At 52.2% G+C, this 21,751-nt stretch carries 16 protein-coding genes and 1 other RNA gene; 15 read left to right on the forward strand and 2 right to left on the reverse strand.

Annotation, left to right across the window (positions count from 1 at the left end):
- Positions 1–189: 189 nt before the first annotated feature.
- Both RBB62_RS01305 and RBB62_RS01310 read right to left on the reverse strand, forming a co-directional pair.
- A complete protein-coding gene (locus RBB62_RS01305) occupies positions 190–501 on the reverse strand; it encodes a hypothetical protein (protein WP_309396238.1) in 312 nt (103 codons plus the stop codon).
- Between the two features lie 358 nt (positions 502–859).
- A complete protein-coding gene (locus RBB62_RS01310) occupies positions 860–1,576 on the reverse strand; it encodes a DUF429 domain-containing protein (protein ID WP_309396240.1) in 717 nt (238 codons plus the stop codon).
- A 63-nt stretch (positions 1,577–1,639) separates the two neighbouring features.
- Between RBB62_RS01310 and purE the strand changes: the two genes are divergently transcribed.
- The 15 genes from purE (at position 1,640) to RBB62_RS01385 (ending at position 21,748) form a co-directional block, all read left to right on the forward strand.
- Complete coding sequence (gene purE / locus RBB62_RS01315) at positions 1,640–2,146, forward strand: 5-(carboxyamino)imidazole ribonucleotide mutase (protein ID WP_309396242.1); 507 nt, start codon at positions 1,640–1,642, stop codon at positions 2,144–2,146.
- Positions 2,147–2,223: 77 nt separating this feature from the next.
- A complete protein-coding gene (locus RBB62_RS01320) occupies positions 2,224–3,207 on the forward strand; it encodes a glycosyltransferase family 10 domain-containing protein (protein WP_309396244.1) in 984 nt (327 codons plus the stop codon).
- Positions 3,208–3,399: 192 nt separating this feature from the next.
- Positions 3,400–3,783, forward strand: an RNA gene (rnpB, locus tag RBB62_RS01325) — RNase P RNA component class A.
- Positions 3,784–3,861: 78 nt separating this feature from the next.
- Positions 3,862–4,122: a 30S ribosomal protein S20 gene (gene rpsT / locus RBB62_RS01330; RefSeq protein ID WP_309396246.1), complete on the forward strand. Its 261-nt coding sequence runs from the start codon at positions 3,862–3,864 to the stop codon at positions 4,120–4,122.
- Between the two features lie 110 nt (positions 4,123–4,232).
- The gene (locus tag RBB62_RS01335; protein WP_309396248.1) at positions 4,233–5,069 is read left to right on the forward strand and encodes a pseudouridine synthase family protein; all 837 of its coding nucleotides are present in this window, start codon (positions 4,233–4,235) and stop codon (positions 5,067–5,069) included.
- Between the two features lie 30 nt (positions 5,070–5,099).
- A complete protein-coding gene (locus RBB62_RS01340) occupies positions 5,100–5,792 on the forward strand; it encodes a hypothetical protein (RefSeq protein ID WP_309396250.1) in 693 nt (230 codons plus the stop codon).
- Positions 5,793–6,487: 695 nt separating this feature from the next.
- Positions 6,488–7,516: a hypothetical protein gene (locus RBB62_RS01345; RefSeq protein ID WP_309396252.1), complete on the forward strand. Its 1,029-nt coding sequence runs from the start codon at positions 6,488–6,490 to the stop codon at positions 7,514–7,516.
- Positions 7,517–7,522: 6 nt separating this feature from the next.
- On the forward strand, positions 7,523–8,176 hold the full coding sequence (locus tag RBB62_RS01350; protein WP_309396254.1) for a hypothetical protein: 654 nt from the start codon (positions 7,523–7,525) through the stop codon (positions 8,174–8,176).
- Entirely contained in the window at positions 8,173–8,760 is a 588-nt protein-coding gene (locus RBB62_RS01355) for a hypothetical protein (protein ID WP_309396256.1), read from the forward strand. Before RBB62_RS01350 ends, RBB62_RS01355 begins: the two co-directional genes overlap by 4 nt.
- A gap of 14 nt (positions 8,761–8,774) precedes the next feature.
- Positions 8,775–9,278 (forward strand): hypothetical protein, encoded by a 504-nt coding sequence (locus RBB62_RS01360; protein WP_309396258.1) that lies wholly within the window; start codon positions 8,775–8,777, stop codon positions 9,276–9,278.
- Between the two features lie 62 nt (positions 9,279–9,340).
- Complete coding sequence (locus tag RBB62_RS01365; protein WP_309396260.1) at positions 9,341–11,461, forward strand: type II secretion system protein GspD; 2,121 nt, start codon at positions 9,341–9,343, stop codon at positions 11,459–11,461.
- Positions 11,462–11,608: 147 nt separating this feature from the next.
- Positions 11,609–16,954 (forward strand): RCC1 domain-containing protein, encoded by a 5,346-nt coding sequence (locus RBB62_RS01370; protein ID WP_309396261.1) that lies wholly within the window; start codon positions 11,609–11,611, stop codon positions 16,952–16,954.
- 19 nt (positions 16,955–16,973) lie between these two features.
- Positions 16,974–17,357, forward strand: a complete 384-nt coding sequence (locus RBB62_RS01375; RefSeq protein ID WP_309396263.1) for a DUF805 domain-containing protein — start codon at positions 16,974–16,976, stop codon at positions 17,355–17,357.
- A 129-nt stretch (positions 17,358–17,486) separates the two neighbouring features.
- On the forward strand, positions 17,487–18,614 hold the full coding sequence (locus RBB62_RS01380) for an efflux RND transporter periplasmic adaptor subunit (RefSeq protein WP_309396265.1): 1,128 nt from the start codon (positions 17,487–17,489) through the stop codon (positions 18,612–18,614).
- A 5-nt stretch (positions 18,615–18,619) separates the two neighbouring features.
- Positions 18,620–21,748, forward strand: coding sequence for an efflux RND transporter permease subunit (locus RBB62_RS01385; RefSeq protein WP_309396267.1), 3,129 nt, complete (start codon positions 18,620–18,622; stop codon positions 21,746–21,748).
- The last annotated feature ends 3 nt before the right edge of the window (positions 21,749–21,751 follow it).

Below are 21,751 nucleotides of genomic sequence, written 5' to 3' on the forward strand. Positions count from 1 at the left end.
CGCCGGTTTTATCTATCTCGAAAAGGTAGGGACGGTTGCCTCAACCGTCCGCCACGCCTGAGTCGCCCATCGGATGGAACCGGACGGTTGAGGGCAACCGTCCCTACCCAATTTGATCAATTGGTCGCGGCGAAGCCGAAACAACTCCCTCCAGGGCTTTGCGATTTATCGATTTTGCTGCTTACGTAATTAATCCACGAAGCCGAAGTGGATCGGCTGGTGGCTCTTGACGCGCTCCATGACGAAGCTCGTGCCGCAGCAGGCGCCGTAAACCAAGGCGAGGACGATCATGCAAATCCACGGATACATGATGTGAACCGCAGGGAAGTGGTAGAGCGGGTTGCCAGCGGTTTGCTCGGTGACGACCGACCAGAGCCAGGCGTTGAACGCAAAAGACGTGCCCACAGCCAGGAACGTTGCCTTCCGGGGATTGGTAGGCAGGAGGTAAAGGGCGACGGCGCAGGGCCAAAAAAGGTAAGCTAGAAAGAGAAATTCACGCATGGGGTGCTGGGTATTGGATAAAGAGGGTTTTGTGATACAAGCTATGGGCGCTTCCTGTCAAGCGACATGCACGTGAATTTATCACATTGGGTGCAATTTTTCGGCTTGGGGTAATGGGGTAACCGCGTTCATGGGAAAATGTTACGCTTTTTTAGCCCATCTGCAAACCAAACCAACACTTAGTAGACATGCGAAAAAGCTATATCAACGACTTACAAAACCGTAAGTGCATAAAAGTATTGGTTTGAAATAGCCAAATTTCTTAGGTTGTTGATTGTCTGTGCTTTATATATTTGTCGTGTTCTATGCTGATTTTCCGTTGGAAACATGGGGAAGGCGCTGGTGAGGATGTTGCCTACTAGTAAACTCCGACGACGATTTCCATGGGCAGGCCGACGGCGTCGTAGGGCGGGTCGGCGGGGATGGATCGGAGCTTGGGAGCGGAGCGGGCCATGATGGCCAGCGCCATGGCGTCGAGAATGTCGTCGCGGGCAGCGTCTTTGCGCAAAGTGGCCTCGAGGGCGTAGTTGTAGAGTTCGTGGGCGTGTGGGTAGTGGCGCTGGAGCACCTTGAGTCGGCCCTGGATGCCGGCCTTCTGTTTTTTGGAAACACGGAGGGCCTGTCGGTGGTTCATGCAGGCAAAAGCCAGCTCGGGGTGGGCCTCGCGGATGCGCCCTACGTAGTCGCGGTGGCGGCGCAGCATGGCGTCGAGCTCCTTGATTTTGGGGCCGATGTTGAAGCTTTGCAGGCTGATTTTCTTACCGATGATCGCCTCGCTGACGTTGCAGGCGTCTTCGTAGAAGCTGGTGTCGAGCGCGCGGCGGGCTGGGGGATCAAAGACGCGGCTGGTCATGCCCTTGCCCAGGAGTTTGCGCGCAATGGTGTCGCATTCGCGGACGGGGTGCATGGAATCGGGCAGCCCGATGGGCATGTCGATCAGCATGATGTCGCAGGCCGGGTGGTTGATCAGGGCGCGGTAAACGGTGTCGAATACGCCGACAGCGCCATTGCCATCGTCGTCGATTTCTACGGCGATCCAGCCTCCTTTACAGCCATCTATACCCAATGTGCGCATCCTGAATTGACGAGCGCTGCGCTCGTGCGTTGGATGGGGGCAGGTAAAATAAATTTTCAGAACATGGCAACACCTAGTAACACTACCCCGACAGTCGGCGTCATCATGGGCAGCCAGTCCGACTGGGAAACCATGCGCCACGCGGCGGAAACCCTGGCGGAACTTGGTGTTCCGTTTGAAAAATTAATCGTCAGTGCACACCGCACGCCGGATCGCATGGTCGACTATGCCCGCACGGCGGAAGGCCGCGGGATCCAGGTGATCATCGCTGGCGCTGGCGGCGCAGCCCATCTCCCGGGCATGACTGCCGCCCTGACGCACCTGCCCGTGCTCGGCGTGCCCGTCCAAAGCAAGGCGCTGAGCGGCGTGGACTCTCTTTTGTCGATCGTGCAAATGCCGGCTGGCATTCCAACGCCCACGCTGGCCATCGGCCGCGCCGGGGCGGTCAACGCGGCGCTTTCGGCGGCGGCCATCTTGTCACTGGGCGACAAGGAACTGCGCGATCGCCTGGTGGCTTACCGCGAAGGTTTGAAGGCCAAGGTGGAGGCTATGGAGCTGCCCGACGCGTAGTTTCGGCTCCTAAGCGACAATCAGGTTAAAAACGCGCTTGGCGCGTGGCTGCTTTGTGTTTTGGGTGTGGCGCTTCGATGGAAACAGTCCGCCCGAAAATTAAGGTAGCATTTGTCGATTTCTGGAAGGCGTTTCGCCCGGAAACGGACTTTTTCGTGCGCCAGTTGCAGAAGGTTTGCCAGCTGGAAATATCGGACACGCCGGACTTTATTTTCTACGCCGAAGACAAGGAGCGCCAGCATTTGCAGATGGACGGCGTGCGCATCTTTTTGGCTGTGGAAGACTGCATGCCGAACTACCGCGTGTGTGACTACTCTTTCACGTTTAAAGACCTGCCCGACGAGCGCAACCTGCGTCTGCCGTTCTACGTGTTACGCGGGAATGGCCCTGAGCCGCTGATCCGCCAGGATGCGGCTACCGAGGCTAAGCTGCGCGGCCAGCGTCGGCGTTTTTGCGCCTTTGTGTCCAGTAACGCCAACCCACGGCGCACGGCGCGGCGCATATCCTTTTTTCAGAAGCTGCACGCGCAGCGTCACGTCGACTCCGGAGGCCGCGCGTTTAACAACGTTGGCGGGCCGGTGCCGGACAAGCATGCGTTCATCAAGGGCGCGCGGTTTTGCCTGTCGATGGAGAACTATGCGATGCCGGGCTACACCACGGAGAAGCTTTACGAGTCGATGGCCGCGCGCTGCATCCCGATTTTCTGGGGCAATCCGGACGTCGCCGAGGACTTTAACCCGGCGAGCTTCATCGATATCGCTGACTTCGCCAGCGACACCGAGGCCGTGGATTACATCCTCGAAGTGGACCGCGATGAGCGGCTTCAAGCGCAATACCACGAAGCGCCGTTTTTTCCGAACAACGAGCCCACGAAGTATTTCCGTGATGACTACCTACTGCCGCAGCTCGAGAAAATCCTTTCGACGACGAAGAAGCGCCGCTCGCATTTTTACTTCGGCGACGTCGTTTACGATCTGCGCAAGCGTTGGGGCTTCCACGCGTCGTTTGTCGCGCCCAACGCCGGGCTTGGCCCGCGCTACGCCAACGCGGCGGTGGATTAGGGCGAGAAATGATGAATGACGAATGCAGAATTATGAAAGCCAGCAGGGGTGGGGATCTTGGATGTCCTCGTTCTAGATTTTTCATAATTCATAATTCTGCCTTCATCATTCTAACCCTCACTTTTGCTGGCGCGAAGTTGCAGAATCCAGGATTGCCTTTCTGCGCATGACCTGAGACTGTGATCGCTTGGTTTTCGGGAGGCAGCTCTCGCAGCCGTTCTTTGAGACAGTTGAGGAAAGTCCGGACATCGCAGGGCAGGATTCCCCATGAAAGTGGGGGCAGGCAGCGTTTAAGCGCCGTTTGACGGATAGCGCCACAGAGAATATACCGCCTCTTCGGAGGTAAGGGTGAAAAGGTGGGGTAAGAGCCCACCGCGTCTTGGGTAACCAAGGCGGCACGGCAAGCCCATTCCGGTGCAAGACTATGTAGGGGGCCGGGTTGCCCGCCCGCTAAAGCCCCGGGTAAGTCGCATTTCGCTTCGGCGGAGGCAAGGCTTCGGCCTTACAGATGAATGAGAGCAGCAGTGGGTTTCGGCCTGCTGTGGACAGAATCCGGCTTACGCTTTCCGAAAACCTTCATTTTCACCATTGACACGCCGTACGAAACTCCATTTTTTGAACGGCTTTTCCACATCTAGAATCCTTTACCAGACAATGGCTAACACCAAACAAGCCCAGAAGTACATTCGTAAGACCGTGACTCGCACGGACCGCAATCGCGCCGTACGCAGCCGCCTGCGCACTTTGGCGAAGAAGGTTCGGTCCCTCTCCGAGCAACCGGAAGAGGCGAAGAAGGTAGCAGTTGAGTTCGCATCGGCCCTCGATAAGGCTGCCAAGCGCAACATCATCCACACCAACACCGCCAACCGTCACAAGTCCGCGATTTCGAAGTACATCTTCGAAGCCGCCAAGTAAGGCGCGTCCAATTGATTGGATTATTTGTCCGACTCCCATTGCCATTAGGCGGTGGGGGTTTTCTCGTTTTTTAATTACTGATCACTGCGGCGAAACTCGATTAATAGCACATGCCTGAAACCATCATACTCGACTCTGATGCTGACCTCAAAATCGGCTTCCCGCCGCCCATGCTTGGGCCTGAGCCTGTGCGCTTGCCGGTTGCTCAAGTGGGTGAGGGCTTGCTCGCCATTGCATTGCCGGGTGGGGTTGTGTCGGATGCTCATCCCTTTTACCGCGATGTGCCGTGTGCAGTTGCCTCGTTGCAGGCTCAACTCCGCGAGGAGAAGCCCGAGCTGCAGCGTCTGGGCATGGAGGTCGCGCTGGCGGTGAACTACGTGGAGCCGGAAATCAGCGGCCTGTTGCTGGTGGCGACGAATCGCACGGGTGTTGGGCGCTGGCGCAATGCCTATGGCTCGGGTCAGCTACAGTTTACTTTTGAGTTCGTGGCGGCGGCGAATGCGGCCGTGGCGGATGAGGTGGTCTGCGATTTGCCGGTGGCTCGGCACAAGGCGCGTCACAAGTCCGAACCGCGCATGTTAGTGTCGCACAAGACGGGCAAAAAGAGCCGCACGGAATTTCGTCGCAAGGCGCGTAAGGGCGACTTTGAAATCTGGACTGCGACCACGACTTTGCCGCGCCTGCATCAAATTCGTCTGCATGCGATGGAAATCGGCCTGAAGCTGCCGGGCGATTCGCTCTATGAAGGGTTGCCATTCCTTACCTGGGGCATGCTGAAGGGTAAGAAGGGCCCCGGTGGGGAGTGTCCTATTCTGGAGCGTCCATTGATTCACCTAGCGCGCATTGAGGCTATCGGCGGGCTCGAGGGCTTTGCAGTGGTGGAGTCCCGTCCGGATGGGCGTGTGTCGCAAGTCTGGGCAGAGATTGAGCAGGTACAAGGGGTTTGACAGGATTTTTTCGTGTGGTAATCTTTAACCATGCGATACCTACCCCTTTTTGTCGCGCCGCTGTTGAGTGTTACTGTGCAGGCGGCTGTCTTTAATATTACTGGTAATAGTAATGACCAGCTTGCTCAAAGCAATGGTGTCAGTCCGTGGATTGGGCAACCCGCGGCCCGGGTTGGCGGTTCATCGACGGATATTGATGGTGCTCTGGTGATGTTTTTTCAGTTGCCGGACTTGGGCGGCGAGTCTGTCACGAGCGCCACGCTGTCGATTTATCTCAATTCGATCGCTAATAATGCCACATTTAACGTAGATCTATATGGTATGGGCTACACGGCGACGGCGTCGATTGATGCGGTGAACGACTTCTTTGGAGGGCCTTATGATACTGACCTCAGTGCCGGGGTGACGGCGCTGCAGGACGACTTGCTTGCCTCGGGCACGGGCGTTGCTCAGTATTACACGTCGATCAATATTGCTTCTTACATTACAGAGCAGTATGAGAATGGCGCTGTGGCGGGCGATTTCGTGAAGCTGCGCTTGAGTCCGGATGTGGCTGACTCATCGAATTACCGCTATTATGAGGTTGCGACCGCCAATGACGGTGCCAACCCGCCTATGCTTGATATTGTGACCGGGACGGTGCCGGAGCCTTCGGCTTATGCGCTGTCGGCGGGAGCACTTGTGCTGGGTCTGGCTTTTGTGATGCGGCGTTGGCAATGGTAGGACCTCTGGTGGTCCTCCTATTTGGTTGGAATGGCAATCTTTTCGCGTAATTTGGCCTTTACAAACGTATTTCAGAACGCAAGATAGGCGGTTTTTCCAAATTCCACCTTTGCACCAATCAGTCTAAACAACCTAACTTTACATGGGCAATCTCAAGAAGAAGCGTCGTCTGAAGATGAACAAGCACAAGCGTCGTAAACGCTCGCACGCAAATCGTCACAAGAAGCGCACCTGGTAATCCGGGTTGCAGCCTTGTGCTGTAGACGATGAAACGCTAGCCGACGGATATTTCCCGTCGGCTTTTTGTATGCGGTAGGGCCAGTTGCGCCTGTTTGTTGGTCGAATTGCAGGCTTTTGGTGAGGTTCGGTTTGGAGGTTGCGTCGATTTTCGATGTGTTTGGCGGGTGGCGTGATTTGCCATGTATTTTGACTTTCCTGCCTAGCCTGTTCCTTCTTGGCAGTCTGGGGGGTTGGGTTTATTCGGAATCACCAGATGGTGAAACAAGTGTAAACCGTTCATAGATCGGGACAAAAACGTTGTCACATGCCTTTTTTTTCCTTGTGAAATAAGGGGCTGGCGGGTAGTTCATTTTTCGCTAGCTGGCTATTATGCGACTTGTCTGTCACTCTGATCACTCCAACCTTCCCTGCGGTTTCTGTCACTCCGTCAGAACTGTGGTGGGTGCCTTTTAACGATGTCTAAGGGTAGTTCCAAAGCGTTATTTGTAGAGCTCTCCGAGTTTTCTTTACTCGTGGCGCGTGTCTCCAGTTTGGAGCCACCGATCACGGTCGAAGGCGTGGAGGAGATTCCTTTGTCTGAAGGGGTGGAGGGAGTTCGTTCCACATTGCTGGCGTTGGTTGGCAATCCGAAAATTCAGTATGCGCATGCTGTTTGCGGTATTTATCCGCCTACACGCGTTATTCGCCGAGCGACACTGGATAACCCGGCTAAGACTAAGGACCCTGCATATCTGCCAGAGTTCCTGAAGAATCAGTTTAAAATTGATGTCGGTACCTACGCGGTGTCGGTGCTCAATGCTGCGGGCGGCGGAGAATTCGGGACGGATAAGACTGCGGGTAAGGAATTGGTCTTTTGTGGCGCGCCACGCACGGATCTGGCCGCTGAGCAGCAACGGCTTGTTGACTATGGGATCTTTCCTACGCGAGTGGAGATCGGTTCGGTCGCCACGGTGGGCGCAGTGCTGGACTATCAGCAGATGAAGGGCGAAAAGTCGCCAACCTTGATTCTAGAGATGGGGTATGATGATGCGATGGTGCTCGTCTGCAACGGCAAGTCTCTCGATGTTGCTCGTCCGGTTCCTTACGGTCTCCGCAGTATGTATCCGATCGTGCAGAAGGAGTTGGGGTTGAAGGACGAAGAGTCGGCCAAAAAGCTCTTTGGTTCCAGCACCTTCGATTTTGCCGAGATGGGGCCGACGCTGCTGAAGAAATTGATGAAAGAGCTGCAAGCTTCCACTGGCTTCTATGAAGTTCAGACCGGCCAGACAATTGGTAATATTTTCCTCGGGCTTGCGCCTGATAACCTCGGCTGGATCGCCTCAACGCTATCCAAGACCTTGGGAGTGAATGTGCTCAAGCCAGACTATGAAACCTGGATGGAGCATCAGGGCATTAAGGTGGCGAACGGCGTTGATCTGGGTAATCTGGGTCCGCGTTGGTTTGGTCTTTTCAGTCTGATGGGCAATTACGCACCAAAATCCTAGTAGCACATGGCTGAGAAAAAAAATAAAGACACCAGTGGCTTCGCTCCTAATTGGCGCCCGGATTTTCGGGTCAATGATGTGCTGCCTGACGTTAAGGCGGTGCGTACCAACTTTCTGGTCAATTTCGTGGCGCTCGCCTTGGCGATCATAGTGACGGGGTGGTTCGCTTACCGTGAATTTCAGGGGATGTCGGCCCAGTCTCAGATTGAAACGTTGCAGGATCAGATTCAGGCCAAATCAAAGGAGAATCGTGCTAACTTGAAGCTGAGCAGCGAATTTAAGAAAGCCTCTCCTCAGGCCGAAGATCTCATTACTTTCTACAAGGGCTACGAATACCCGCTGGATGTGATTCTGGCCCTCTCGGAGTCGCGCCCGAAGACGATTGCGCTACAAAGTCTTAGGTTGGGTAGTTACAGTAAGAATGTCGGAACTGCCCGCAAGCCAAAGTTGGTCTACATGCCGCGCTACACGCTGCGAGTTGTGTTGAAGGGTAGTAATGAGGAATCGCTGGAAGAATTGAGCAAATACAAGAGTATCCTCAGCAATTTGGATATTATTAAGGACCGCCTTAACTCAATCGATGAGGATCGCCCGACGTTTAAAGAGGAGCTTGGGCTGTTTGAATTTACCATCGTCATAAACCTGAAGGAGGCGTCATGAATTCGCAGCAACTCATCGCTAAATTAAAGCAATACCCTCTGGCGGTAATCTGCACGTTAGTGGTTTTGGTCATGCTTGGCCTGTCGTTTTTGCGCAGTGGCAATCTGCCTGAATTGAATGCGGAGTACGATGCATTGCAAGAGGAAGCCGAGGTGATCAGCCGTAACAGCAGTAATGCGGTGGACCTAACAGCGAATTTGGAAGAGCTCTCCAAGCTGGTTGAAAGCGTGGATGCGCGTCTCATCGATGCAGACTCGGTCACCGCGAATTACCGCTACTTTCTGGGAATGGGTGAGCGCTCGAATGTCAAATACGTCAATGATCCGCCTGCGGCTACCTACGTAAAGAGCGCTAGGTTCAAGTCGTATGCTCTGGCTGAGTTTCAGAACGTTGCGGTTCAGGGCACTTACCAAAACGTGTTGAACTACCTCTATGAGGTTCGCACTGGTGAATACTTAATGCGAATTGACTCGATTTCCATTACGCCAAAGGCATCTGGCGATAAGGAAGAGGTTGTAGCATCCCTCAAAATAACTGGGTTGGCTAAGAAGCGCCCTGAAACGAAAAAGAAGAAGAAGAAGTAAACGCAGCAATCGCCATGAAACCAATCCATTGCACCATTCTCGCACTGCTGCTGGCTCCTGCCTTCGTTCACGCCAACTTAGTCGTGCCACGCACTAAGCGTATTAATATGCTCAAGGAAGCGCAGGCTTGTCTGTTGAAGGCTGATCCTGAGCTAAAGACGGACATCGCAGACGTACGTTATCCTTTTGAGTTCGAGGCGAAACCCGTTGTCGTTGAGACGAAGGGAGAACCGGTTAAAGAAGTCGTCCAAGAGGAAATTACTAATGAAGAAATCCTCGAAAAGATTTCGCCTAAAATTATGCCCACCGGCGTCCTCTTTAAGGGAGGTAAGGGCGTGCTGATTCTGCCCAGAGGGCAATTGGCGGATGGCAGTGCCATTCGTGTAAACTACGGCGGTAAGCCGTATCTTATTAAGGTTACCGACGTGACCACTGGATCTTTTACCTTGCAGCTTGATGACGCGTCCCTCGTTCGACAGATCGATGCTGGCGCCGGTCGCGGCGTCAAACGTGATTAAAATACTCGTAATTCTCTCTCATTAACTTTCGCCACTGCCTGAACGACAAACTCCTGATCGATATGAAGCACTTGAATCTCTCGCTCCTAGCGCTGCTCGCAATTATTGCCAGCATCGCATCGACGCCCGCGGGCTATGCACAAACCCAAGAACAACTGGACGAGGTTGATGCGAAGACCGCTGCCGATGACCCGTCAGTAGAACCAACCGACGCAAACGCGGAAGATATGATTGGGACGGCGATCCCATCTCCGAATACCACCGTGCCTTATGCGGGCTCTAGCCTCGAAAGTAAGAAGCCTCTGCAATCGGAAGACGGTGCTGGTGGCGCTGAAGGTGGTTCCATGGGGACTGCTCCTGCGTCCAGCGACTCTACTACTACAACTGATGCTGGTGACGCAGTGCCTCCCGCCGCTCCGGTAGAAGCCTATGCGCCCAGTGAATCTGGCATGACGATCCGCGAGGTGAATGAGTCCAAGACGGTGACAGAGCAAGTTATTGGCGCTGACGGAGCTCCAGAAGTGAAGGAGGAGACAGTTGAGAAACCGGCGATGGAAATTGACTTCAGCGGCGGTGGCGGCGCGACGGTCGAATTCCCCACCGAAGAATCTGACATGGAGACGCTCATGGGCGAGGACGACACCATTTCCGTTGATTTTCCTGATGAGGAAGTGCGCACAATCATACGTAATGTGGCGGATCTCTACGACCTTAATGTGGTCATCCCTGATACGCTCCAAGGCAGCACTTCCATCAAGCTGCGCAATGTTACGTGGCGCCAAGTATTTGACGTGGTCCTAGAACCACTTCGTTACACCTACATCGTTGATCGCAATATCATTAAGATTAAGAGCCTCGATGAGCTGACCAATGAGCCGACGGTCACCCGTGTGTTCTTGATCAACTACGCAGTTGCGAACACCTTGCAGGGGTCTTTGGCACCGTTGATCGATTCTGCTAATGGGGGTCGCGTACAGGTTGATAAGCGCACCAATGCGCTCCTCGTCACCGAACGCCCCTCGCGCATGAACGACATCCAGGCTATTATCGAGCGCCTCGACCGCCCGAATCCGCAGGTGATGATTGAATCTAAGTTCATCGAAATCACCGATGACGACCGTTCTGATACGGGTGTGAACTGGGCTTCTCTGCAGAGCTACCAGCTCACTGCCGGGCCGTTCAACCGTGAATACCAACGTGTGGCTGGTCGTGCGGACGACAACTCTGTCCTGAGTGATACGATCGGTGGTTCTTCGACGAGCAGCTCGTATTCAACGACGACGAATGCGACGATTCCGGGGACAGTAAGCACAAATACGGTCTCCACCCTGCAAAACGCAGCTAACACTGCATTTACTAGTTCAGTTCTGGGAGATACCAACTGGATCAACGAAGTCACCCGCACGGACACGGCGGTGTTCTCTGCAGATGCTTTCAATGTCATTCTAAGCTTTCTGGATTCGGATGCAAATGCCAAGCTGGTGAACAATCCGACTCTAGTTACGCTGGATGGTGAAGAAGCACGCTTGGTGATTGGCGAACAGTTCCCGATTCCGAGCTACACTTTTAACGACGAAACCGGGTCTTTTGAGGTCAGTGGTTTCGAATACAAGGACATTGGCACGATCCTTTCGGTAACGCCGAATGTAAACAGTGCTGGCTTTATTCGCTTGAATGTTCGCCCACAGCTTTCTCGTAGCGATGGCACCACAACTTTCGGCGGCTCCGGTGGCGCGACCATCCCGATTATCCAAACCACGGAAACGCAGAGCAACGTCATCCTTAAGGACGGCTTTACCTTGGCAATTGGCGGTCTGATCGAAGAGTTGACTAACGATTCCGACACCAGTGTGCCTTATCTCAGCGAGATTCCGCTGCTCGGCGAGCTCTTCCAATCTTCCACGAAGATTACTTCGCGCCGTAATCTGGTTATCTTCATCACCGCCAAGACGTTGAATCCAGATGGGACCACCTACAAGGATATCATCGATCCGCGTGTGCTTTACCAAATGGGCATCCTCGAGAACGAAATCCCTGGCTACACCCTGCCGGAAGATCAGGCTAATGCATACAAGCAAATCATGGATCTACAGACCAAGTTCTCCAATGACAAGGCCCAGCTCGAATTGCTTGAGCGGGTAAGCACCCTAAGCGATACGGGTGACGAGGATGAGTCTGAATAGGCGCCGGCCCCAGCTTTTCTGAAATCTGTTAAACTCTAGTGAATATGGCATGATAAGAACCGCCCCTAGCGATAGAGCCTTTTCACCAGTAGGTGGTCGTGTTATACACGACTTATATCGGGGCGCGTTGAACCCAAGGAAGAAGTCATGAATTCAGAAACACTATTTTCGCATCAGCATAAAATTCCCAAGATAGCAGCAGCCGTTACGTGCTCGATGCTCGTAACGAGTGTCTTATACGGGGCAGACATTCTCTCGGCAGGTGATCAGTTCGGTGGTTCGATTGACAGCGGGGTTTTGCGTACCTGGGGTCTGAATGACAGCGGTCAGCTCGGGCAGGGGACGCAGACGACCAATCCGACTCCTGAATCTGTCGATTCAAATGAGAATTTCAAGCTGGTGGAGGCGGGGCCGGATTTCATGTTCGGCATTACAGAAGACGGGGACGTCTATGCTTGGGGCGCTAATTCTTTGGGGCAATTAGGCATCGGTAGCACTGACAATGAATCGTCTCCGACTTCGACTACCTTTAGCGTGAAAATCAGTGATGTGTCCGCTGGTATAGACCACGCGCTCGGTATTGATGTAAATGGCTATCTCTACGCTTGGGGTAGTGTCGCTTCCGGTCAACTCGGATTAGGGGTCTTTCAGGATCCAGTGCCGGAAAGCTTCGATGATACGATTGTTGAATCCCCCACCCAGGTTGGGACCAATACGTGGCTCGATATTGCTGCGGGTAGTCAGTTTAGCGTTGCCGTTCGAAGTGACAACACGCTTTGGATTTGGGGTGGTGGTGCAATCAGCATTCTTGGTTTGTCTTCTTCTGATTATCTCTCTCCAGTGCAGGTTCCAGGTAGCACAGCTATCTCGTGGGCTGAGGTAGAAGCGGGTAGTTACCACGTGATTGCCCGTACGACCGATGGGCGCATCTACACGTGGGGCATTAATGCAACTGGTCAGCTTGGCCTGGGTGACACCACTGCGCGGACTTCACCAACTCAAGTTGGCAGCGCCACTGACTGGGTTAGCATTTCGACGGGTGCGAATCAAAGCTATGCCATCAATTCGTCGGGCGCTTTGTATGGCTGGGGACTGAACAGCAGCGAACAGCTTGGTAAGGACGTAACCGTTAGCTCTGGTTCTATTCCCAATAATTATATGCTCACGAGCCCTGTTGTGTTGGCCAGTGGCGTTTTCTCAGTGGTTGATGGCGGCCGAGATGAATCGGGGTCCGGGGGCACTATGCCAGATGGCACTGAACTCACCGGATTTACACTGATGAAGGGTTCGCCCAATGCTGAATCTGAAGGCGTTTACTCTGTTGGCGGAAATCTTTCTGGGCAGCTTGGTACAGGTTCGACTTCCTATTCGACCTCTTACGATCCACAAAGAACCTCAGCCGACGGCGCTGAGATTAGTATTTCTGATCCTACCATCGCCACGACTACGCTGGGGGTGAATTCTGAAATCCAGATATCTGTCGACGTCTCCAATACTGGCACCGTAGATGTTACAGATACCTATACAGTTGAACTATATGTTTCCACCAGTTCGACTTACAGTGAGAACACTGCGACGTATCTTGCTGGCAGGGATATTGAGCAAGACCTGGATGTTAATAATTCTAAGCAAGAAACTTTCAACGTGGAGGTGCCAGTTCGCACTTCTGGAACCTACTACCTTATCAGTCGTGTGTTTTTTGAAAATTCCTCTTCTGAGAATTCTTCAGATACCATGGTTGGTTCTACGGAAATCACTATCGTAAGGCCTGACATTAAAATTGAAAACCTTGATTTTGCTGATGGCACCACCATTGATTTTGGCGAGACTTTCGAAAATATCTCGTTTGAAATGACCAATGGCACGATTGGCATAGTTAATCCAGAGACGGATATTACGATTGAAGCGTACCTGATTACGGACTTGGCTTTTGAGGCAGGAGTAGATACTTTACCTACTACTAATCAGTTAATACCGGAAGCCGATACATCCTACACTGGTGGATTGAATGCATATGATGCTGGTGAGGATGCCGATCCGCCTGTCACGGTGACTATTTCTTTGAATAGTTTGGATCTGCCAGAAACGCAGAGCAGCCGTGAGTATTTTCAAATTGTTTTTGTAGTCAATCGAGAGTCTGGAGTCGGTGAAGAAGATGGTGTTACCGAGAACAACTACCTAACTCAAACTGTTCGAATCAAATCACCGGATTCCGTCGCTGCGGCCATAGGATTTGGAGATATCGAAGGTAATGGCGCTGACATTGGTAAGGTCGGGCAGTGGGCAAGCGTGACTGACCAATACGCCTACAATTTAGATGCGCTCCAGTCGCCAACGTTGGCGCCGGGTGGATCGCAATCCATGTCACTTGAGGTTTACGGGCCAACGACTATTTCTGCTCCTTGGCTAATGAACGCAGGCTCTGACAGCACCCTAACTTACACGCTCAAAGGAGCTGATAACACGAATATCGCATTTGTAGGGAGTGCGCCTTTACTCGATTCTCTTCAGCCAAGCTACCAAGCTGTAGATATCGTCATCGATCAAGATTCTGCTCTGTATTCGAATGCTGTGGGGGTTCCTTACCCATGGACAATCACATGGACTTATACGCAGGGCGCTGCCAGTGAAACTGGCTATGCTCGAGTTGACTTAGAAGTACCTAATTTTGTGCCCGATTCCAATTCCTTTGTTTTCTTGGGGATTGATGATGAAAGTGCGCCTTCTGGAGATGATCGATCGGTTTCAATTGATCTGGATGAAGGTGACTTTGTCGCGGGCCAATCGGCAGCCATGAATTTGGATTATGAGTTTGCGGGTAGTTCCCTGGTAACATTCTGGTGGAGAACAGATGGCGACGAAGACGAAGATACCTTTACCTTTTCGGTTGACGGGGAGGTTCAAACGCTACCGACGCAAATCTACGGTGCGACTTCTTCGAACGCGACGATTAGTGGCTACACCGGATGGCAGAAGGTCGCATTCATTGTCGGAGGTGGCCCTCACACTTTGCGTTGGGTTTTCAGCAAGGGTAGTGATAATTCCGATGCCAACGCATACATTGACGGTCTAGAGGTGCTTTATCCTCTGCCAGAGCAGAATGAGTATAATTTGTCTTCTCCCAATCCCGACCTAGTTGCCAATGTGACTGCAGGAGATTGGAATCTAATAACTGATACTTCGGCTCCAAATCAGCAGGCCTACGAAGTTAACGGTGTAGCACAAGGTGTTTCTAAAACCTTCGTTTATGATTTGGCGAATTTGAACGATCTGATCGTTGATCTGAATGGTCCCACTGTTATTTATGCTCCGTGGCTGATCAGCTCAACGACTGAAGCGAGCGATGCCGATGCTGATACGTTGAGCTACACGCTTAAGGATGCCAATGATAACCAAATTATCGGAGCTGACGGAAATCCTTTTGTGGTCACGTTAAATGGCGGTGTGACGAGCTATAAAGATGTCAATATTGTTATCGACGAGGATTCCCCTCTCTATGATGGCGGTAGTTACACTTATCCTTGGAAGATTGAGTGGACTTACACACAGAATAGTGCGGATGCTGCGGCCTATGCACGATTAGCTCCAACGCCATATAGCTTCGAAAATATCCCAGTGACCAATGTCGATATGGCGATCCAGTCTGTAGTCCTGACTGAGGGCACTTACATTTTGGATGATGCCAACGGCACTGGACGTCTACCCATTTCGGTTTCGATTATCAATCGTGGTGCTGATTTCGATGTCGGCTCCCCAGAAAGTCTTACTGACGATTTTCTCGATCCAACGAATCTGTCCGTCCACTTGTCTACCGATCAGATTTTCGGTAACAGTGATGACGTAAATCTCGGCAACTTTGCCCAGTCAAATATTCTCAATAATGGGAATCAGATTATCTTCCAATCTGAGATCAATCTGCCATTCACGACGCCTGCGGGTAACTATTATGTCCTGCTCCGTTTTGATTCTTCTGAGACTCTAGGCGAATTTACCCTTGCGAATAACTCCTACACTCAAGGGCCGGGATTCGTGATTGTTCGTGCGCCTAATTTGACCATTCAGAACATCGTTGGTTTCTCGCCAACTTATCCTTACCATCCAGAACAAAGTAGCTATATTACCTACGATATCGTGAATACTGGTCTGGGCTCGGTAACTGAAGATGAAGCGTTCTCGGTTACCGTTGGACTATATGCGCGGGATCTGGACAGCGATGAGTACACTACTGCAACCTTGATACGAGAGTATGATGCGGTGGAGCACAGCCTCTTTTTACCTGAAGTCAGCGCGCAATATCCGAATGGTAGTTCCTCAAGCATTGTACATCAACTAGAGCTGCCATCTACGCGTGATGTTCTCGCGGGTATTGGAGCCGTTTCGGCTGATGATCCTGAAGATTCAGCAGAGGTGTATAACGCGCTTTATGATATGGATGACTACTACTTCTATTTTGTCATCACTGTCGATGTTAACGACGATATTCTTGAATCGAGTGAGACGAATTTATTCTTCGATTTTCAGGACTTTGTGATCACTCCGGTAAATTATCGTGCTTACAACTCAAACAGCGAAACTTTTGACATTACATTCGAGAATTTTGGACTCTACACTAGCCATGCGGTTTTCAGCAATTACGTCATTACTAGTGATGGCAGTGAGGTCATGACCAACGTAGCGAATGCTCTGATTCCTGGATATAACGGAATTACAGTTCTCTTAGCATACGCGCTTGGACTGAATCCAACTCCTGGCGTTGATGATTTTGGGAATGAGTATGCGCAGGGTAGTCCTCTGTATCGCCCACAATACGCAAATGGTGTTTTCTCCTATGACATTGAACCCTATGGTGAAGATGATTTCTTAGCCATGACTTTCGACTTCAATGTTCGTGCTTCGGATATTGCAATCGAAGTTCAAGCTAGTAGCGATTTGATCACTTGGGACACTATCCTTGAGCTTACCCCTCCCTATACGGATATTTCTGGGGAGCAGAGTCTCACCGGATTTAACGGTCTCATTTACCAACCAGTGGTCATGGCGCTAGAAGGTAATGTGTCGGACGTGCAGGATGTATACACTGCTCGCATTACAGTGAGAGACTCCGAGCCTTATGATGGGAACAATTCTCGGTTCATGCGCATACATGTTGATACGGGTACCGTAACGACTCCTGTGACTCAGCCTGTATTAACATCCACGCTTTATTACGAGGATGGAAACTTTGAGTCGATTATCCTGAACTGGACTGGTGATCCTGTTTATGAGACTGGCAGTGACACATTGAATGGAGCTTATCACATAGAAAGAGCTGTTGGAGAAGATGATTTTGAGCTGCTGGCAGTTGTGATTACGGCACTCACCAACGGGAACTTCCGTTATGTGGATGAGAGTGCATCCGCTGGGAACACCTACACATACCGAGTTCGTGCTGTATCGATTGATGGCGCAGGCACTTACTCTGATGGTTCCGAGATTTCGGTTCCAACTCAGTAACCTCAAAAAGCCCCCCACAATGATTAGTAACTACCTCGACATGCGTGGCAAAAGTGGTCCTGCCGGATTCCTTGTTTCCTTTTTAGGGGCTGCGGTTATGGCCGTCTTGCTGGACAAGCTGATCTACCAGTGGTTGCATACGAATCACCATTTATCCGGGCTCATTGTCTTTATCTCGATTTTGATCTGCGTCTTTGCGTCTGCCCTCATTCTTACTCAGACGATCCGCCGTCTGAATGATATGGGCTGGCATGGCATGTATTCGTTGTTGCTGGTTTTTCCCTGTGCGGCAGTTGCCCTGCTAGCGCTCTTCGGCGTCGAGCTGAGCGCCTTGATGGTCATTGTGTTGGCCTTGGGTGTGTTGGTCTTGGCCCCACTTTGCTTTATTCAAGGTAACGGTTAGGCATTCTCAGCTTTTTACCTATTCTAAGAGGCACGGCCTTTCATGGATAGTCAGTGGCTGGTTGTCTAAAACTAGTGTTGCTCTGAGTGTTATGGCTGCGCATATTCGGTAGCAACAACGATTGTTGCTATGCGATTATATGCATTTTTCTCTCTTGCTCTGGGTGCGTTGCTTTTGGTTGGTTGTCCGAAGCGCAACGAATTCGCTGAGCCTCCACCTCCCTCTGTCTCGGTATCCATTGTCGAGCCGCAAACAGTGACCGTGTATGATTCTATGCCGGGGCAGACAGCTGCCGCCAATACGGTGGACATCGTTGCCCGCGTTCAGGGCTTTCTGGAAACTCAGGCATTCGATGATGGCGCCTACGTGAAGAAGGACCAGCTACTCTTCACCATCGATCCCGCAGAATACCAGGCGAACTTAAATGCAGCCAAGGGTAAGATGAGCAGTGCGCAGGCATCGGTGGATCTCGCGGAAACCACCTATAAACGGAATAAAGAGCTCTTTGCTACGCAGGCAATTTCGGAGTTGGAGATGCTGCAATCCGAAGCGGATCTGGACTTGGTGAAAGGCCAATTTGAGCAAGCAAAGGCTGAGCTGGCCCGTGCGAAGTTGGACTTGAGTTACACGGAGATCGTTACGCCAATTGATGGAAAGGTGTCGCGCGAATTCGTCAGTCCGGGTAACTTGGTCGGCCCCGGAGTGAGTAATGCTCTGGCGCGCGTAGTGAGCGTTGATCCAATGTATTTCTATTTCAACGTCGATGAGCGCACGCTGTTGGATTATCAGAAAATCGACCGCAGGATGAAGCAGCAGGACAGCACTGCGCGCATGAGAGTTTCGCTGGAGTTGGCGGATGGCAGTATTTACTCGCAACAGGGCGAGGTGGATTATGTGGATAATCAAGTGGATACGATGACCGGCACGATTGAGATTCGCGCAGTATTCCCCAATCCAGATCTTCAGCTGTATCCTGGGCTTTTTGGCAACATTCGTTTTGCTGACAAGCGTGAGGACTCAATTGTAGTGCCTGAAACAGTGATCCAGAAAGACTTGGCGGGCGATTTTGTGCTAGTGGTCAACGACCAGAGCATCGTGGAAATCCGCTACGTTAAGAAAGGTGCGCGGGTTGAGCAGGGCATTATTTTGCTGGAAGGCTTGGAGGCTGGCGAAAAGCTGATCATCAACGGCATCCAACGGGCAAGGCCTGGCGCTCCCGTCAAAATCGATGATCAGGCCACACCGAAACCGGAGTAACGTCGATGTTCAGCCACTTCTTCATTCGACGGCCGATCTTTGCTGCGGTTATTTCAATCGTCATCATGCTATTGGGCGCGTTTGCGCTCATCTCTCTGCCGATCGAGCGCTATCCAGAAATTGCGCCTCCGCAGGTAACCATTTCCGCGGTCTATCCAGGCGCTAATGCACAAACCGTTGCCGAGACGGTTGCCTCGCCGATTGAGCAAGAGGTCAACGGCGTTGAGAACATGATCTACATGTCGAGTGTGTCGGCCAACGATGGCACGATGAGTCTTACCGTGACTTTCGAGTCCGGCGTGGACCAGGATATGTCCAACGTGCTCACGCAGAACCGCGTGTCGAAGGCTCAATCCCAATTGCCACAGGAAGTGCAGCGTATGGGCGTGACGGTGAAGAAAAAGTCCTCCGTTGCAAATATGTATGTCGCGCTCACTTCACCCGATGGAACCTACGATGACGTATTTCTCTCGAATTATTTGGAATTGCGCATCAAGGACGAAGTGGCCCGTGTCAATGGTGTTGGCGAGGTCCAGACTTTTGGCGTCGGTAAATACGCCATGCGCATTTGGCTCGATCCACAAAAGATGACTGCCCGGAAAGTTTCTGTCGACGAAATCGTGGCCGCAGTACAGCAGCAGAATGTGCAGGTGGCGGCAGGTTCGATTGGTGAGCCGCCGGCGCCGCCCGGTCAGCCGTTTCAGTTGACTGTAAATGTGCAAGGCCGCTTGGTCGACCCGGACCAGTTTGCCGAAATAATAATCCGCTCTACCGCAGAGGGGGGAGCGCTGCGTATTAAAGATGTTGCTCGGGTTGAGGTGGGGGCGGAATCTTATCGCCTCGGCTCAACATTTAATGGGCAGGATTGTGCCGCCTTCGCGATTTATCAGATACCCGGCGCTAATGCCATTCAGGTTGTCGATGGCGTTAAAGCTAAGCTGGGTGAGTTGGCAAAGAACTTTCCGAAGGGGCTTACTTATGACATTGTTTATGACGACACTGTAGCTATTCGCGCATCGATTAAGGAGGTGGTGACCACCCTGTTCATCACTTTGGCATTGGTGGTGTTTACGGTTTTTGTCTTCCTACAGAATTTCCGTGCGACTCTTATCCCGTCTCTCACGATTCCTGTCTCGCTGATTGGCACGTTTGCCGTGATGTCGGTCATGGGTTTTTCGATTAACACGCTGACGCTCTTTGGCCTTGTCCTCGTTATTGGCATCGTGGTGGACGACGCCATTGTGGTTGTGGAAAACTGCACGCTGAACATTGAGGAGCATGGCATGAGCCCTAAGGACGCCGCGATGAAAACCATGACTGAGGTTTCCGGTCCGGTCATCGCAACGACGTTGGTATTGCTTGCGGTGTTCATTCCGACCGCCTTCATGAGTGGCATTTCTGGCACCCTGTTCCGCCAGTTTGCGCTAACCATCGCGATCGCTACGGTGTTCAGCTCGATTAACGCCCTTACATTGAGCCCCGCGCTTTGTGGTGTGTTGCTCAAGAAATCCAGTGGCAAGGTTCCCTGGTTTTTCCGACTCTTTAATCAGGGAATGGATGGCACGACGAAGCGCTATCACGGAGTGGTCCGCTTTGCGCTGCGGAAGGCAGCGATCGGTTTAGTGATCTTTGTTGGGCTGGTCGTGTTTGCTGGGTGGGGCTTTGTGAATCTGCCAGGTGGTTTCGTGCCGCAGGAAGACGAAGGTTATTGCATCACCAGCGTCCAGCTTCCGGAAGCGGCAGCGCTTGATCGGACACAAGCAGTCATGCGGCAGGTTGATTCTGTGGCTGAGGGGGTTCCCGGAGTCGCCCGTTATCTTTCGGTTTCAGGATTCTCACTGATTGATGGCGCGGTGGCTTCAAATACCGGTTTTGCAGTGGTGGTGTTTAAAGACTGGTCGGAGCGTCCGCCGGATGAACACCAGAATAGGATTATAATGGGGCTGAATCGACGTCTCAGCCAATTGCAGGATTGCCTCGCATTCAGCTTCCCCACGCCCTCTCTGCCAGGTTTGGGCTTGAGTGGCGGTTTCACCTTTATGTTGGAAGACCGGGAAGGGGTAGGCCTTCAGCAGCTACAGCAGACTGCGGATTATGTCATCCAGGCTGGCAATGCGCAGACTGCGTTGACGGGTATGTATACTCCATTTCGCGCCAATGTGCCTCAGCTGTTTGTCGATGTAAATCGTGAGCAGGTCATGAATCGCGGCATTCCGTTGGGGAGCATTTGGGGGACGCTGCAAACTTACCTTGGTTCCAATTATATCAATGACTACACGGATTTTGGCCGCGTATTCAAAGTCTATGCGCAAGCTGGTAGCGACTACCGCGCGCAGCCCGATGACATCGGGAAGCTGGAGATTCAAACGCCCAATGGAGAGATGGCGCCGCTGGCCAACTTTATCGAAGTTGAAGAGACGCTTGGCCCGCAAACCATTACGCGCTTCAACATGTATCCTTCGGTGAAGATCATGGGGAGTCCAGCGCCAGGCTTTAGTTCCGGCGCTGCGATGGAAGTGATCGAGAATATGGCGGCTACGAGTCTGCCGGCTGCTTTCGGCTATGATTGGACTGAGTTGTCTTATCAGGAGAAAATTGCGCAGGGCGGCACGACGATCATTTTCGCGTTGGCCATCATCTTGGTTTATCTCGTGCTCGCCGCGCAATATGAGAGTTGGTCTTTGCCGATCTCGGTTTGTCTAGCCGTGCCGACTGCGCTCTTGGGGGCGGTATCGGCCTTGATGATTCGTGGATACGATAGCAATGTTTATACAAAGATTGGCATCGTTCTTCTCATCGGTTTGTCGACCAAGAGCGCGATCCTCATTGTTGAATTTGCTAAGGCTCAAAGGGATGATGGATTGTCGGTCTTTGATGCGGCCTTGTCGGCCGCGCGTTTGCGATTTCGCGCGGTGCTCATGACGGCCTTCTCTTTCATCCTCGGTGTCATTCCGTTACTGATTGCGACAGGCGCTGGCGCGGAGAGTCGCAAGGCTATTGGCACTGCGGTGTTCGGCGGCATGGTGGTCGCCACGGTCGTCAGCGTGATCGTTGTGCCGATGTTGTATTACATTGTTCAAAACATTTCTGAAAAGTTCGGGCGTGCATCCAAGCCAACCGAGCACAAATCCTGATAC

The sequence above is a fragment of the Cerasicoccus maritimus genome (assembly GCA_031296935.1).
In the GTDB taxonomy this organism is placed as follows: Bacteria; Verrucomicrobiota; Verrucomicrobiia; order Opitutales; family Cerasicoccaceae; genus Cerasicoccus; species Cerasicoccus maritimus.

What these genes read in the sequence shown, in the direction of transcription:
- RBB62_RS01305 (WP_309396238.1), bottom strand. Translation starts at nt 501, where the DNA reads ATGCGTGAATTTCTCTTTCTAGCTTACCTTTTTTGGCCCTGCGCCGTC.
- RBB62_RS01310 (WP_309396240.1), bottom strand. Translation starts at nt 1,576, where the DNA reads ATGCGCACATTGGGTATAGATGGCTGTAAAGGAGGCTGGATCGCCGTA.
- purE (WP_309396242.1), top strand. Translation starts at nt 1,640, where the DNA reads ATGGCAACACCTAGTAACACTACCCCGACAGTCGGCGTCATCATGGGC.
- RBB62_RS01320 (WP_309396244.1), top strand. Translation starts at nt 2,224, where the DNA reads ATGGAAACAGTCCGCCCGAAAATTAAGGTAGCATTTGTCGATTTCTGG.
- rpsT (WP_309396246.1), top strand. Translation starts at nt 3,862, where the DNA reads ATGGCTAACACCAAACAAGCCCAGAAGTACATTCGTAAGACCGTGACT.
- RBB62_RS01335 (WP_309396248.1), top strand. Translation starts at nt 4,233, where the DNA reads ATGCCTGAAACCATCATACTCGACTCTGATGCTGACCTCAAAATCGGC.
- RBB62_RS01340 (WP_309396250.1), top strand. Translation starts at nt 5,100, where the DNA reads ATGCGATACCTACCCCTTTTTGTCGCGCCGCTGTTGAGTGTTACTGTG.
- RBB62_RS01345 (WP_309396252.1), top strand. Translation starts at nt 6,488, where the DNA reads ATGTCTAAGGGTAGTTCCAAAGCGTTATTTGTAGAGCTCTCCGAGTTT.
- RBB62_RS01350 (WP_309396254.1), top strand. Translation starts at nt 7,523, where the DNA reads ATGGCTGAGAAAAAAAATAAAGACACCAGTGGCTTCGCTCCTAATTGG.
- RBB62_RS01355 (WP_309396256.1), top strand. Translation starts at nt 8,173, where the DNA reads ATGAATTCGCAGCAACTCATCGCTAAATTAAAGCAATACCCTCTGGCG.
- RBB62_RS01360 (WP_309396258.1), top strand. Translation starts at nt 8,775, where the DNA reads ATGAAACCAATCCATTGCACCATTCTCGCACTGCTGCTGGCTCCTGCC.
- RBB62_RS01365 (WP_309396260.1), top strand. Translation starts at nt 9,341, where the DNA reads ATGAAGCACTTGAATCTCTCGCTCCTAGCGCTGCTCGCAATTATTGCC.
- RBB62_RS01370 (WP_309396261.1), top strand. Translation starts at nt 11,609, where the DNA reads ATGAATTCAGAAACACTATTTTCGCATCAGCATAAAATTCCCAAGATA.
- RBB62_RS01375 (WP_309396263.1), top strand. Translation starts at nt 16,974, where the DNA reads ATGATTAGTAACTACCTCGACATGCGTGGCAAAAGTGGTCCTGCCGGA.
- RBB62_RS01380 (WP_309396265.1), top strand. Translation starts at nt 17,487, where the DNA reads ATGCGATTATATGCATTTTTCTCTCTTGCTCTGGGTGCGTTGCTTTTG.
- RBB62_RS01385 (WP_309396267.1), top strand. Translation starts at nt 18,620, where the DNA reads ATGTTCAGCCACTTCTTCATTCGACGGCCGATCTTTGCTGCGGTTATT.